This is a genomic window from Cognataquiflexum rubidum, assembly GCF_022538115.1.
Lineage (GTDB): Bacteria > Bacteroidota > Bacteroidia > Cytophagales > Cyclobacteriaceae > Cognataquiflexum > Cognataquiflexum rubidum.
Genome location: NZ_JAKZAL010000014.1, coordinates 25,387 through 39,270, shown reverse-complemented (window position 1 = coordinate 39,270; position 13,884 = coordinate 25,387). Strand labels below are relative to the sequence as shown.

Genomic DNA, 13,884 nt, shown 5'->3' with positions numbered 1-13,884 from the left:
GGTGGCCGATCCCGATCGCTATCGTGGACGAGGCCGAAATAAAATCGTTTCAATGTCATTCCTTTTCTGAATGTTTTATTGAAAATGTTTGAGACTCAGGATGACAGGCCAACCAACGTCACTACCCTTTCTGAATGATTTTAATTTGAACACGCAAGGTGAAAAAGTCACGTTTATTTCATCTCTAACCACTTCCGGTTCCGATACTTGGTACTTGATACTTTGTACTTCGAACTTTCTAACCTTGAAATTCCCTGATTCCCACACTCCCCAAACTTAGAACTTTCTAATCCAAGTCAAGGCATGAACAATAACCTGACAAAAGCCAACTCATCGTCAATGTTCTCATGAAGCCAAATGCTATTATTCTTCCAAAAATAAACTTGTGGGATAGTGTTCATTTCTGGGATGAATGTTTCACTTAAAAGCTTAAACTCCTTGTCGTAGGCCACCAAATGAATATCAAATTTTGCGGGTAATTCATCTATCTTCTCTCTTACCTTCTGCATAGCAAATCTATAAAAATTGCCGTTTGATGGATTTCGGACTATCTCTTTATACTCGATTTCAAAATTCATCCTTGTAAAAATTTCTGCAAACTCATCAAAATTATCAGTTTCCTTTTTGTACGTCCCGGATTTTCCTGCTGGTAATTTATTGGCTTCAATGGTTAGATTCTTGAGTTCTTGTGTTTGAATATGATATGTGAAAATGTCATTGTTGGCAGAATTGGAGATATAGATCAAGTCATCCACTTTTAACATGTTAACAGGTTGGATAATCGACCGCCGGGAGTTACCGCTTTTAAGAGTAACATTAAAGTTGTTGATTACTTTTAATTCCTCAAATTCTATTTTTTCCAATCGGTCTCCTTCAAGGTCCACCAATGCGAGGAATTTAAAATCATTTTCTTTGGAATATACTGGACTTATAAATTTTTTGTCTGAATTCAAAAAACAAAAACTATTGGTAAAATGATCTGAATCTTCTTGCAAGTTTTTAAAAAATTCAAATTCCCTGAACCTATTACCATTAGACTTATTTCCTGAAATGTCCAAAAAATTCAAACCAAAGTAATGGCCAAAAACGAAAAGACTATCGCCTAGAAAATAAAGCCTGCTAACATTTTCACCCACACCCTCAGGGCCCTCTTGTTCGATTTTGATTCTATCCTTGATTGACAAAGTTTCAAGGTCTATCACTTCAATCTCTGCGGTTTGATTGCTGTAATGGTATAGTGTGGAAAGGTTGCTGTCAAAATCACTCAAAAATAGGTGGCTTGCTCCCATGATTATTCCACCTTTGGAGTCGACGACCACCGTGTCCATTTTATAATCAATCTGACCGTCAAGGCTACCCTTTGGGCTGCAGGAAAATCCAAGCATAAAAAATATAATCATTAGGTATCTCATAGAATTAAATTTATCAGCTAACGTAAAGATATGTTTTTGAAAATGAAAGAGAAAACCTTAATTATCGGAAAAGGTGGCAGTCATGAACCTTTATGCTTCCTTCTTCAAAAAGATATCTCCCTCTGGTCGATATGACAAGGAGAAGTTTATCTCATCTCTAACCACTTCCGGTTCCGATACTTGGTACATCGTACTTCGTACTTCTGACTTCCTCCTTCGTCCTTTAAAAAAGATATCTCCCTCTGGTCGATATGACAAGGAGAAGTTTATCTCATCTCTAACCACTTCCGGTTCCGATACTTGGTACATCGTACTTCGTACTTCTGACTTCCTCCTTCGTCCTTTAAAAAAGATATCTCCCTCTGGTCGATATGACAAGGAGAAGTTTATCTCATCTCTAACCACTTCCGGTTCCGATACTTGGTACATCGTACTTCGTACTTCTGACTTCCTCCTTCATCCTTTAAAAAAGATATCTCCCTCTGGTCGATATGACAAGGAGAAGTTTATCTCATCTCTAACCACTTACGGTTCTGATACTTGGTACATCGTACTTCGTACTTCTGACTTCCTCCTTCGTCCTTTAAAAAAGATATCTACCTCTGGTCGATATGACAAGGAGAGGTTTTTTCTTTCCACTACCTTTTTCCTTTCGGATACTTTGTACTTGGTACTTTCAAACCTTTTTTTTTCTTACTTCCCACTTCCCACTTCCCACTTCCAAAAGATATCTCCCTCTGGTCGATATGACAAGGGGAGGTTTATTTCACCTCTTACCCTTTGCCTCTCGGATACTTTGTACTAGGTACTTGAACTTCGGACCCACCATCTCCTACTTTTTCGTACTTCCAACTTCTTACTTTATCCTTAAACAAAGATATCTCCCTCTGGTCGATGTGACAAGGAGAGGTTTATTTCATCTCTAACCACTTCTGGTTCCGATACTTTGTACTTGGTACTTGATACTTCGTACTTTCCCACCTCTCACCTCTTACCTTTTACTACTTCGTACTTGGTTCATCGTACTTCGTACTTTGTACTCACCCATCCAACCAATCCTTAAAATCCCCGACCTTCTCCCTGCTGATCAGGATGTCGTTGTCGGTACAGTTTGCCAATTTGATTTTCAGGCGGCTGTTGGAGTAGGTGTGGATTTCAGCTATTGAGGAAAAAGAAGCTATATATTTTCTATTGAGTCTGAAAAATTTCCTTGGGTCCAACATGGCTTCCAACTGGTCAAGGGTATAGTCCAAAATATATTTTCTCCCTTCCACAGTTTGCAGGAAAGTGACTTTTTCTTCACTGTAAAAAATGGAAATATCCTCCGTCTGTACGCTTTGGATCTTTTCGCCAAACTTCACCAAAAACCTGCTTTTATGATGGCTTGAATTGGGGGAAAGCAATTCCCGTATCTGATGGAGTTCTATGCTCGGCTTAATTTGTAGAGACTGGAATTTTTGGATGGCTTGCGCCAATTCCTTGGGGTCAATGGGTTTGAGGAGATAATCCACCGAATTTAACTTGAATGCCTTGATTGCAAACTGGTCAAATGCAGTGGTGAAAATAATCGGAGAACTGACCTTTACCCTTTCAAAAATCTCAAAGCTCTGCCCATCGGCCAATTGGATATCGCAGAAAATAAGGTCCGGGAACACATTTGTTTCCAGCCACTTTACCGAAGAAGTAATGCTATCCAAGTGTCCAAAAATCTCTGCATTTGGAAGCAAATCCAACACCAATTGCCTCAACCTGTTGGCAGCAGGCCGCTCATCTTCAATGATCAGGATTTTCATGATTTTTCCAGTTTGAGAAGTGGCAGCTCGACGATAAATTCTGTTCCGGTCTTGGTGATTTTGGGGCTTTTGTCACTAAGCAGTGCATAGCGCTTTTCGATATTCTCCAGACCTATTCCACTATCGGCGACTTCTTTGGTAAGTTTGGGTTGGAGGTTATTCCTGACGATCAGAGAATCCGGAGTTTGTTGGATAAAGATTTTCAAAGGCTTCTCCATACTCGCGATGTTGTGCTTGATAGCATTCTCCAAAAGCAGCTGCAGAGAAAGCGGCGGAATGTTCCAACCTTTCATTTGGTTGACATCGATGTAATATTCCAAGCTTTGTTCAAAGCGGATTTTTTGTAGACTCAGGTAGTTTTCCGCAAAAACCACTTCCTTTTCCAAGCCTACCAATTCCCTGTTTTGAACATCGAGCACATACCGGTAAATCTTTGAAAGCTGTTGGATAAATTCCGCAGACTTGTCAGCACTTTCATAGACGAGGTTGGAAAGTACATTCAGGGAATTGAAAAGGAAATGGGGATTGAGTTGGTCTTTAAGGGATTGGTATTGGCTAGCAAATTTTTCGGATTTGAGCTGTTCGGCTTCGATGGCCGCAGACCTCCATTCGTACAGCCAAGACCTGGAAATAAAAATGGTGATGATTATCAAGGCAACTGATATCGGCATCAGGGTATTGTTCAACATCCGGATCCAACTGATATTAGACAGCGTGACCTCCTCCACAGTCACCAAAACATAACCCAACACCAAAATAAAGCTGACGATAAAAGAATAAACCATGTAAGCTGCAGCCGTCAAGACAAGTCTTTTTACCGGTTTCTCGATCCAGGATATCCGAGAGTCAAAATACTCCTCCACCTTGAATCCCCCCATACTCAGAGAAGCCGACATCAGAAATGAAAAAACCCAGTCTGGGATAATCGATGAAATCCCTTCCAAAGACAAAAAACAACTTGGACATGAAATCAGCATCAACATCGTGGAAATCCCAAAATTCAATAGGAAAAACCGCTTGGCGGAATTGAAGATGGTAGCTGAACTATAGAAACTTTTGCTCATTGGTTTTTCCTTGAAGTAGGTTTATTTTGAGAAATCCCTATTTGAATCTAAATGTATCATTGCTTTTTTGCTTTGGAAGCCAATATCCCCCAACCGCCGGAGCCGAGCAGGAAACCCAATCCATAGAGAAAACCGTCATTGTTCACCGCAAACATGGCGACATCCTTGTCAAACAGACTGATCACCAGACTGATGGGAGCGATAAATCCATGCCACAATCCCCAAAAAAAACCATGAGTCTCGCCGGTCAGACATTCGTCAATAGGCACATTCTCGGCGCAAGAAGACATCAAAATCAGAAGCAATACTCCTGAAAGGATTTTGGTAGCATTCAAAATTTCAAGTCTCTTCTTCATTGTCATTAGGTTTTGAAAATTATCAATTATGTATCAATGTCGTTTAGATAAGCTTTTGCATTATATAAACCTTTTCCAAAGTTGGGACCAGTCCATGAAAATCTTAAAACATCCATTCCAAACTTTGGAAAAGTTTATCGAACCAACTAACTAAAACAACCTTGAATTATGTATAGCCCTTCGTTGCACGAAGCCAAACCAATAATGGTTTGCGATCAATTTAGCGTGGCCGTCGACTGTCGTCCGTGCACGTTTAAGCAAATTCACCCTTGCTTTTACTTTGTTTTGATATCGCTCCCATGATTTTCATCCATTTTGCTTTGTTGATACCAAACAAAATCCCACCAAACAACATCACGCCACCAGTGGCTACTCCGACCATATTGTAAAAGGGCACTTCGGGAATCCTCGTCATCATCTCACTTACAAATGCCCCATATAGACCGATCACCGACCAATACATAAAGGAGAAATGAAGATAAGCCCAATTTTTGATTTGATTTCGCAAGAAAATCGGAATCATCCCCAAAGCCAAAGTGAGAGAACTGACCACTGCGAAATAATGAAAAATCCCCCATTTGCCAAATAAGTTGTAAAGCATAAAGGCCGTCACCAATAAGACAGCCATGCTTGCCACATAGAGATATCCCATCCGGATATGGGTTTTGCTTCCTTTGGTCATCAGCAACACTGCCGAACCAAGAATCAAAGCCAAAACGGAGGCTATAAAATGTATTAAACCGATTTCACTACTGAAGAGACTGGACATAGATTTTTTGTATTAGTTTTATAGATATCGGCTTGTTTGAAAGCAACCCTAAATTTGACAATAGACTGGACGGAAGACCGAAGACCCCCGCCTGTCGTCGGGCAGGGATGTACCGTACATTTCAGTCTTTGGACAAGAATTATTTTGAATCACCATTCTAATGGAATCATTGCCTCAAAACATTTAAATTTTTAAACTGTGGATTTCTATTTTTTGAGGTTTATCCTGAACCCAACACTTGCCACAAATCCATTGGAATAAAATGGACTTCCTGCGATTTTGTCAGCTCTTGCGCGGGAGGTCATCACTCCTAATTCTATGAAGTAATTAAAGGCCGGAGTGGGGAAAAACTCAAAGCCAAAAGTCCCATAGGTACTCATCCTGAAGGATTCAGAGGAAAATCTGTCTGAGGGAAAAATCCCCACCAAGCCTCCTTCACCATACAGGCGGATGTCTCGGCCAACTTTTCCTCCAAATCCCACAAAACCCAATGAGACATTTTGGTAACCGCTCCATACATATTCACCATCCAACAGGTGCTCATAATAGACCTGATTGGCTTTGAGCCGGAAGGCGGCGTTTCCATTTAAGATTTCGGGACTGGTCATGTTCAGTCCAAACCCAAAATCATTCTGAAATTGATTGACTTGGAAACCAAATCCAAGACCGGAATTGGGCTTTTTTTGCTCCTGCGCAAAAACCGAAGAGCCAAAATACAGCAACATCATTAGGGAAAATAGCGTGGTTTTCATGGAAGTATTTTTTTTGATTATAAAATGGAATTGTCAAAACCTTCCTAAAATGACTCAGGAAGGTGGATTTGATTATTTACAGGTTCTTTCTTTCATTTCTTCAGCCATACCTTTCCCCCAGAGAGGATCTATGGATCCTTCTTTGGCTTCAGCGGCTTCTTTGGCAAAAAGCTCTAAACTAGAAGCTACCAAGCCACAGGCCTTTTCAGGTCCCTGACCAAAAAACTGCGCCATCCCATATTCCATCTGGGCCATCAAAATAATCGCTCTTGGGTTTTGGCGGTTTAGTCCGATAGCTTTGCCAAAAGTCTGCATTGCCAATCCGGATAGACTTTGTCCTCTCGAATTGGGGTCGGCTGCGAGTTCTCCCATGACGATATAGCCTTCCACAGCTACGATTTCAGAATTGTTAGGGGAAATTGCTTTGGCTTTTTCAATGTGCTTTTTGGCTTGGGCATAATACCCGTCTTTTTCCTCCAATCCTCCCTCAGTCCTGAATCCCATATTGGCGTAAGCCAAAGCAGCATAGTAGTCCGGCAGCCATTCTCCGGCGTTCATCTCCGCAATCCTTGCAAAAGCATTTGCGGATTTTTGAACTTCTGAAACAGGTCCTGCCTTCCCAAAAGCTTGGATTTCTTTATGCATGGCCTTTTCGTAGGCTTCATTTGTGGCGTTGGCAAAAGTGGCAACGAACATCAATAATGCGATAATCAGTGTGTGCTTTTTCATGATTTCTATTTTTATAAGTTGTTTAAATTGTTTGCGGTTTTGTCTTTGGAAAGTGTCAGGAATATGCCGACGAATATGAATCTTGGTGCAGTCTGTCTGATGGGCAGGCTCTCGTATTTGCCGGATTCATTTGGCGTGGGACTGAATTGATATCCGAAAATATTGTCTCTGCCCAACACATTGGAGCAGGCAAAATGGATAATAAGATTAGGCTTTGGCAGGTAACTCCAGCTCAGACTCAAATCCCGGAATCCTTTGGTCTTAGCATTCATTTGCCCTGCAAAATTCGGGTCCGTATAGGTATAGCCGTCGTTGATCGCAAATGAACCACCGAGTTGGGATTTCAATCCTGATACGAAATGTTTTACTACGATCGAGGCATTATGCCTTGGCGCAAAACCCGGCTGCACCATTTCGGTAAATTGGGCAAACTTCCGCCTGCTGTCCACAAAGCTGTAAGTCATCCAGAAATCCGTGTTTTTGACTGTCTTTTGGTCCCTGTAGAATACATCGAAACCCTGAGCATAACCTGTTCCGTTTTGCTGGATATTTCTATAGAAATATTGCGCTCCTTCATACGTAAGAATTTTTTTGTAATCCTTGTAAAATGCCTCAGCGCGGACGGTCCTGCCGTTTTTGGTTAGGAAATAATTCAAAATCAAATGGTTCGCTATCGTATTTTGAACATCAGGACTCGCAATCCTCAGTTCCTCCACCGGCATTTGACTGAATTGCCCGGCAGCCAAAGAAAGCTGCCCTTCATTCTCAAATTTGTAGGCCAATGAAAACCTAGGATCCAACCAAGTCTGATCTGCCAATACGCTGTGGCCTGCCCTTAGCCCCCCTCTGAAGATCAGTTTGTTACTGACATAATAATCTGCCTCTGTAAAAATATTGGCCTGCAAGTCATTGAAATCCCGAACCAGATTTTCTGACTTTAGCCCTTCCTCATAGCTGAAAAGATAGGTTTCTAAACCTGTCTTCAGGGAAAACTTATCCGAGAAACCTTTCAATGCCACAGCTTTTGCATGGATGACCCGGTTTTGATTTCTGATATCAATTTGGTCCAAAGTAAATTCATCCACATTGTTGGAATAGGAAATGCCTCCATAATAACTCCAGTCATTTTTCCCGATTTGTTTGAAAGATCCAGAGGTGAAAGTGTAATGATTTTTGAGATCCACCAATTGGCCGCGGCCTTCTGAACCGGGGATTTTCTGCCAGATTTTCATACCGCCCGATTCTGTACGGGCGTAGGCTTTGACTATCCCACTTTTGCCCCACTTTTGTCTTGCGCTCACTTCGGCATCCCATCCATAAGGAGCCCTTTCCCAATCAAAATTCTGAGTAACCATGGCCTGATAGGGCGACAAGTCCATGTAATTGGCAGTAGCTGTGAGGCTGTTTTTCTCCCCAACCAAAGTCTGTGAATATCCCATGCCAACTGATAGCAGGCTGATGTCACCTTGATTCCTGACCGGAATATCTACCGTATTGAGTGCCAATGCAGAGGAAAGTGCATGTCCATATTCAGCGGAATAACCTCCTGTACTGAAGAAAGAGCCTTTGAAGAGGTTGGGGTTGAAGCGTGTTCTGGTAGGGACATTGGAAGCCGTTGTCCCAAAGGCATTACCGACTTTCATTCCATCGATAAATATCGAAGTCTCAGAAGCATCGCCCCCACGGACAAAAAGTCGACCGTCATTTCCTACATTGGCAGTTCCGGGTAAAGTCTGAAAAGCCCCGATGATATCGCCCATCGCTGAGGGAACCGTCACGATATCAATCGGTCTCAAGACTACCGCTTTTTTCTCATCCGAAGCTTCCATCGCTCCGGCGGTGATGGTCACAGCCGTCATTTCGTTGATGGTTTCTTTTAGGATGGGATTAAAGGTCTGTTCCGAACCGTTCAGGTCGATTTCAAATTCCTGGGATTTGAAACCCATAGCTTGAAAAACCAAAATGAACTTTCCTGTTTCGTCAGTTTCCAATTCATAGCTTCCATCGACTTCAGAGGAAGTACCTTCGTAAGTTCCTTTTAGAAAAATATTCACACCAGGAACAGTCTCTCCCTTGCTGTCCTTGACAATCCCTTTGATCGTGGTCTGGGCCAAGGTCAGGTTGACGAGAAAAAACAAACAGATAGTGAAAAGTGCCTTCATTGCTTTGATATTTGATCCGAAAGTGTGGAGAAAGGCAAAGCCAAAAAATTAAAGCTGACTGAAGTGTAGGATTAGGTGGATGAAGTGTAGGAAATAAGGCATGTTCAAAAAGTCAATAGTCCATGGTCCACAGTCCACAGCAACTGCCAATGGACTTCAATCCAAGTTGTGTTTGGTCCTTTTTTCACTTAACCATATAAAACCCGAATTGAGGTTATTTTGTAGCGGCTCCGCCACGGCGGACAGGTGTGGACTGTCGACTGTCGTCTATGGACTTATTTTCAATCATAAAACAAGGAAGGCAGGAAAAGAGAAATAGCCGGCACGTATGTCACCAACATCAAAACAACCAAGCTCACCAAAAGAAACGGCAATCCCGCCTTGGCAATCTTTTCCATGGGAATCTTGCCGATACTGGAAGCCACAAAAAGGCAAACACCCACCGGAGGTGTAGTAAGTCCAATGACCAAATTCATCACCATAATCATGGCAAACTGGGTCGGATCTACCCCTATATGAACTGCCACTCCAAGTAAGACCGGAAAAAGAATCAGCAAAGAGGCAATGGTCTCCATAAACGCCCCAACAACCAAAAGCAACAGGTTGATGAGCAAGAGGAGCAAAATCTTGTTTTCTGTGATGTTCAACAGGCTTTGGGCGATCAGTTGGGGAATCTCCTCTACGGTCATGATCCAGGCAAAGAGATTGGCAAACCCCACCAAAACCATCAGTGAGGCCGTCATCTTGGCAGATTCAAGAATAATCGCAGGAATCATTATTAGTTTGAGTTCGCCATAGACAAAAATCCCGATCGCCATGGCATAAACGACGGAGACAATAGAGGCTTCTGTCGGTGTGAACACTCCCCCAATAATTCCAAAAAGAATTAAAAACGTCATGAGAATGGCCCAAAATGCCTGATAGAAACTCTTGGCCATTTCCAAAAATGAAACTCTGGGGTTTTTGGGATATTTCCTTTTGACTGAAATAATGTAGGTAACCAACATCAATCCCAAAGCCAACAATAAACCCGGGATGATGCCCGCAATAAATAGCTTCCCTACTGATAATCCTGTCAAAGTCCCCGCAATGATCATGGGCAAACTTGGAGGAATAATCGGTCCGATGGTGGAGGAAGTGGCAGTGACCGCGCAAGAAAAATCGGTGTCATATCCCTCTTTTACCATGGCAGGAATCATTACCGATCCTATGCTCGCCGTATCTGCAATCGCAGTCCCTGATATTCCGCCAAATACCATCGATGCCCCTACATTTGCCAAACCCAAACCTCCCCGGATGTGTCCAAAAAGCGCATTGCACAATTGGATGATCCTGTGGGTGATGCCGCTTGCATTCATCAGATTGCCCGCCAGAATAAATCCGGGAATAGAAAGCAAGACAAAGACATCAAGCCCGGCATACATTTTTTGGGGAATGACAATAAAAGGCAAATCTGAAAACAAGATGAAAACGAATGATGCCAATCCCAATGCAAATGCAACGGGAAAACCAAAAATCAACAACAACAGAAATACAACAAAGAGTAGAATGGTCATTGGTTTCGGAAGATTTTCTTGAGGTTTTTCAGAAGTTCGACTATTGAATAAAATGCCACAAACGCTGACATGCAGGTCATAGAAAAATAGATAAAGGCCATATTGATTTTCAAAGAAGCAGAATCTTGGAGACTGACAATATCCATCAGGGGAATGCTAAAAACCAACATGCACAGCATCAAAAGAATGATACTTAACAGAATGAAAGAATCCATCCAATTACGTGCTTTGACATCCAACCAATCTAGAAATAAGGAGACGTTGATATAAGACCTGTCTTTGACCGCAAGTCCTGCACCCAAGCTGACCATATAGATAAAACAGAATCTTGCCATTTCTTCTGTCCAATGGGGAGACCATGGAAGGGCATATCTCGCGATAACCTGGACCATGACAGTCACTATCATCAACAAAAAACTGACGGTCACTGCCCATTCCAATATTCTATCGATGCGTGTTTGTGAGATTTGAGGCATGAGATACTAGATTTGAGATGTGAGATTTGAGATTTGAGATTTGAGATTAAGGTGTCCTAATCTTGAAAATAAGTACAATCTATTTAACAAACCGATTTTACCTTACTTCCTGGATTCTTTTATAAAGCTTTTTTTGTTCCTCCGTAAAGCTCGCCATAACTGCGGCGCTTGCTATTTCTTCAAAAGCTGCCTTGTCTACTTCGATGAACTCCATTCCTTTTTCTTTCAAAAACCTGGAGTCCAATTCTTCTTGTTCTAGGTAAAGCTCATGTTCAAAGGCCTGCATGACATTAGCTGATTCCAATATGATTTGCTGTAAATCAGGCGGCATGCTTTCATATTTCTTGTTGCCCATGACCACATACGCCCAGCCTTTGACATGTTCGGTCAAGTTGCAATATTTCTGCACTTCATAAAGACCCGCATTCCGGATCAAAGCAAAAGGATTCTCTTGCCCATGGATCGTGGATTGTTGCAGAGAAGTGAAAACTTCAGAAAAAGCCATGGGAGTAGGTTTGGCGCCCAAAGCACTCCAAGTAGCTACAAAAAGGGAAACATTTGGTACCCTTATAATCAGTCCTTTTAGGTCATCCGGATGTCGGATAGGGGTATTTGTGGTCAGGTTTCTCGCTCCCCTTTCAAACCATGCGATGGGTTTTAATCCGGCCACTTCGGTAATATGCGCTCCAATTTCTTTTCCAATGGGTCCACCAGCTACTTTTTGAAGATGGTCAGAATCTCTTATCGCATACGGGGTGGCGCATAATATCGCATAAGGAAGGCTCCAGTTTTCCAGTGATTCGGCGGTGACCATGATGTCCATACTTCCACCCAAAATCCCGGTGATCATGTCCATTTCCTTTCCAAGCTGTTCGTTTGGATAGACTTTGACCTGTACCCTTCCTTCAGACCTGAGAAAAACTTCCTCTGCAAACTTCATTGCTGCTTTGTGCCAGATATTGTTTTCATTGGCAAGGTGCCCAAACCGAAGGGTGTATTCAGGTTTGGATTTTGAATCTGGTTGCTTGCAGCCAAAAAAAACTAAAGAAAATAAGAAAATGTACAGCAGGTTTTTCATTTTGGGTTTGAATACCATGCCAATTAGAAAATGGTAAGCGTCAATAATTTATTGAAAAAAATCTGCTTTCTAACAAAAGGGTAAACATATCCTGCAATTCATGGAAAATATTGGATTCAATCCAGCCTCGGGAGACTCAGTTTGTATTTGACTGCAATCAACCTGATACTGATAATCACAGAAATGGAAACCAGAAGGTTGATATCTCTATGAACGCCAAAGTAATTCAAAATCAAATAAAGTATTGCACCTGCCAAACATGCAGAGGCATAGACTTCCTTACGGAAAAGTATCGGGATTTCATTGACCAAAGTGTCCCTGATCACTCCACCCATCACTGCCGAAAACATGCCCATGATGGCCGCAATCTCAGGCCTAAACCCTAGACTCAAAGATTTTTCGACACCAAGAACTGTAAAAAAACCGATCCCAAGTGTGTCAAATAGAAACATGGTTTTCCTCAATTTCAACATGATTTTTGGGAAAACAAAAGCAGTAAAAATCCCTGCAAAAATGGCATAAAGAAAATAGACATCTCCTATCCAAACCAAGGGATAAGACCCCAACAATACATCCCGGAGTGTTCCTCCTCCGATAGCTGTGATGAATCCCGTGAATCCAGCACCAAAAATATCATGCTCTCGGTCCCGGACAGCCAAAGCACCTGAGATCGCAAAAACAAATGTACCGACCAGTTCTAAGGGATATTGAAGATCCATTTCAGTTGGGAATATTTATCAAAGAAAACCTATTTCAGGTCCCTGTAAAAGTGAATGCTGGATTTTTGATTTTATATGGTAAATTCCTAACTTAATCAAACAAGAAAACCCCAATAACTTATGAGAGAAAGACTGAATGTATCGATACAATCTGCGAGTTTGATACTGGTGGCAGCCGGACTTGCTTGGGTGGTATGGTCCAATGAAACTACCATGTCGGAGATGTTGACCTACCTGATTATCCTGATAATTTTGATTGAAGGCTTGAGTCTCTTTTTGATCGGGAAGGTATATCCTGAAAGCCACACCACTTTCAAAACCGGAATATTGGCCTCTCTGTTGATACTTTTTGGAATAAAAATAATGGCCCCGGACTTGTTCATTCCTTTGACCATTGCAGTTTTTGCCATGAACTTTATGTATAACTTTTACACCAACGGAAAACGAAGACAAGGTACTTTCAAAAGAAAACCAGGTGCCAAATTAAAAACACGTTGAGCATTCAGTATCGGCATAAAATTTGAATCCATTTTTACTAAAACTGAAATCCCAATGCTGAAAAGATACCTTTTGCTCATTTTGATGCTTGCTCCATTCTCACTTTTTGCCCAAGCCAAATTAGACAAACTCGTCTCCGAGCGGACGAGCATGCACTCTGCCTGGAAGACTTCCGAATCTAAAAAAACAGGGATTTTTGGCAATAGGACCAAAAAGGACATGATCGAAACCAATGATTGGATGGAACGGATCATCCAAAAGGACAATCAGATAATGGACGAACTGAAGATGCTCAGCGAAATCGAAAAAACAGAAATCACTTACGAAAAGAATGATTATAAATTCATTTCCCAAAAACAGGAGCGCGAAATAGCCATGCTCAAAAGGCAATTAGCAGAAAAAGAGGGGATTGCAATGGAAGAAAAATCCGAAAGCAGGACTTATGAGTGGCTGACTTTCATATTCTTTCTCAGTACAGCATTTTTGTCTTTCCTATTTTGGAAAAGGTCAAAAGCATAAT

Annotated in this window: 14 protein-coding genes; 2 read left to right on the top strand and 12 right to left on the bottom strand. The window is 41.7% G+C overall.

Going from position 1 to position 13,884, the window contains the following annotated elements; all coding sequences use genetic code 11:
* Positions 1-296: 296 nt before the first annotated feature.
* From MMU05_RS15110 to MMU05_RS15055, 12 genes are all read right to left on the bottom strand, one after another.
* On the bottom strand, positions 297-1,412 hold the full coding sequence (locus MMU05_RS15110; RefSeq protein ID WP_241142515.1) for a DUF4221 family protein: 1,116 nt from the start codon (positions 1,410-1,412) through the stop codon (positions 297-299).
* Positions 1,413-2,452: 1,040 nt separating this feature from the next.
* On the bottom strand, positions 2,453-3,205 hold the full coding sequence (locus tag MMU05_RS15105) for a LytR/AlgR family response regulator transcription factor (protein WP_241142514.1): 753 nt from the start codon (positions 3,203-3,205) through the stop codon (positions 2,453-2,455).
* A complete protein-coding gene (locus MMU05_RS15100; protein ID WP_241142513.1) occupies positions 3,202-4,269 on the bottom strand; it encodes a sensor histidine kinase in 1,068 nt (355 codons plus the stop codon). The genes MMU05_RS15105 and MMU05_RS15100 overlap by 4 nt, the downstream gene beginning before the upstream one ends.
* A 56-nt stretch (positions 4,270-4,325) precedes the next feature.
* Positions 4,326-4,625 (bottom strand): hypothetical protein, encoded by a 300-nt coding sequence (locus MMU05_RS15095; protein WP_241142512.1) that lies wholly within the window; start codon positions 4,623-4,625, stop codon positions 4,326-4,328.
* Positions 4,626-4,878: 253 nt separating this feature from the next.
* A complete protein-coding gene (locus MMU05_RS15090) occupies positions 4,879-5,394 on the bottom strand; it encodes a DUF2306 domain-containing protein (protein ID WP_241142511.1) in 516 nt (171 codons plus the stop codon).
* Positions 5,395-5,600: 206 nt separating this feature from the next.
* Positions 5,601-6,146 (bottom strand): hypothetical protein, encoded by a 546-nt coding sequence (locus tag MMU05_RS15085; protein ID WP_241142510.1) that lies wholly within the window; start codon positions 6,144-6,146, stop codon positions 5,601-5,603.
* Between the two features lie 72 nt (positions 6,147-6,218).
* Positions 6,219-6,875, bottom strand: coding sequence for a tetratricopeptide repeat protein (locus MMU05_RS15080; RefSeq protein ID WP_241142509.1), 657 nt, complete (start codon positions 6,873-6,875; stop codon positions 6,219-6,221).
* Positions 6,876-6,886: 11 nt separating this feature from the next.
* Positions 6,887-9,037, bottom strand: coding sequence for a TonB-dependent receptor (locus MMU05_RS15075; protein ID WP_241142508.1), 2,151 nt, complete (start codon positions 9,035-9,037; stop codon positions 6,887-6,889).
* 281 nt (positions 9,038-9,318) lie between these two features.
* Positions 9,319-10,593: a TRAP transporter large permease gene (locus tag MMU05_RS15070; RefSeq protein ID WP_241142507.1), complete on the bottom strand. Its 1,275-nt coding sequence runs from the start codon at positions 10,591-10,593 to the stop codon at positions 9,319-9,321.
* Complete coding sequence (locus tag MMU05_RS15065; RefSeq protein ID WP_241142506.1) at positions 10,590-11,069, bottom strand: TRAP transporter small permease; 480 nt, start codon at positions 11,067-11,069, stop codon at positions 10,590-10,592. Before MMU05_RS15065 ends, MMU05_RS15070 begins: the two co-directional genes overlap by 4 nt.
* A gap of 97 nt (positions 11,070-11,166) precedes the next feature.
* Positions 11,167-12,147 carry a TRAP transporter substrate-binding protein gene (locus MMU05_RS15060; protein ID WP_241142505.1) on the bottom strand — a complete coding sequence of 327 codons (981 nt, stop codon included), beginning with the start codon at positions 12,145-12,147 and terminating at the stop codon, positions 11,167-11,169.
* A gap of 116 nt (positions 12,148-12,263) precedes the next feature.
* Positions 12,264-12,866 carry a trimeric intracellular cation channel family protein gene (locus tag MMU05_RS15055; protein WP_241142504.1) on the bottom strand — a complete coding sequence of 201 codons (603 nt, stop codon included), beginning with the start codon at positions 12,864-12,866 and terminating at the stop codon, positions 12,264-12,266.
* 120 nt (positions 12,867-12,986) lie between these two features.
* On the opposite strand from MMU05_RS15055, the gene MMU05_RS15050 reads away from it, so the two are divergent.
* Positions 12,987-13,364 (top strand): hypothetical protein, encoded by a 378-nt coding sequence (locus MMU05_RS15050; protein ID WP_241142503.1) that lies wholly within the window; start codon positions 12,987-12,989, stop codon positions 13,362-13,364.
* A gap of 54 nt (positions 13,365-13,418) precedes the next feature.
* Positions 13,419-13,883, top strand: a complete 465-nt coding sequence (locus MMU05_RS15045; protein WP_241142502.1) for a Clp protease ClpB — start codon at positions 13,419-13,421, stop codon at positions 13,881-13,883.
* The last annotated feature ends 1 nt before the right edge of the window (position 13,884 follow it).

Bases quoted from the DNA above. Each gene is read 5' to 3' on its own strand.
- MMU05_RS15105 (WP_241142514.1), bottom strand. From the start codon at position 3,205: ATGAAAATCCTGATCATTGAAGATGAGCGGCCTGCTGCCAACAGGTTG.
- MMU05_RS15090 (WP_241142511.1), bottom strand. From the start codon at position 5,394: ATGTCCAGTCTCTTCAGTAGTGAAATCGGTTTAATACATTTTATAGCC.
- MMU05_RS15110 (WP_241142515.1), bottom strand. From the start codon at position 1,412: ATGAGATACCTAATGATTATATTTTTTATGCTTGGATTTTCCTGCAGC.
- MMU05_RS15080 (WP_241142509.1), bottom strand. From the start codon at position 6,875: ATGAAAAAGCACACACTGATTATCGCATTATTGATGTTCGTTGCCACT.
- MMU05_RS15070 (WP_241142507.1), bottom strand. From the start codon at position 10,593: ATGACCATTCTACTCTTTGTTGTATTTCTGTTGTTGTTGATTTTTGGT.
- MMU05_RS15050 (WP_241142503.1), top strand. From the start codon at position 12,987: ATGAGAGAAAGACTGAATGTATCGATACAATCTGCGAGTTTGATACTG.
- MMU05_RS15075 (WP_241142508.1), bottom strand. From the start codon at position 9,037: ATGAAGGCACTTTTCACTATCTGTTTGTTTTTTCTCGTCAACCTGACC.
- MMU05_RS15100 (WP_241142513.1), bottom strand. From the start codon at position 4,269: ATGAGCAAAAGTTTCTATAGTTCAGCTACCATCTTCAATTCCGCCAAG.
- MMU05_RS15045 (WP_241142502.1), top strand. From the start codon at position 13,419: ATGCTGAAAAGATACCTTTTGCTCATTTTGATGCTTGCTCCATTCTCA.
- MMU05_RS15060 (WP_241142505.1), bottom strand. From the start codon at position 12,147: ATGAAAAACCTGCTGTACATTTTCTTATTTTCTTTAGTTTTTTTTGGC.
- MMU05_RS15055 (WP_241142504.1), bottom strand. From the start codon at position 12,866: ATGGATCTTCAATATCCCTTAGAACTGGTCGGTACATTTGTTTTTGCG.
- MMU05_RS15085 (WP_241142510.1), bottom strand. From the start codon at position 6,146: ATGAAAACCACGCTATTTTCCCTAATGATGTTGCTGTATTTTGGCTCT.
- MMU05_RS15065 (WP_241142506.1), bottom strand. From the start codon at position 11,069: ATGCCTCAAATCTCACAAACACGCATCGATAGAATATTGGAATGGGCA.
- MMU05_RS15095 (WP_241142512.1), bottom strand. From the start codon at position 4,625: ATGAAGAAGAGACTTGAAATTTTGAATGCTACCAAAATCCTTTCAGGA.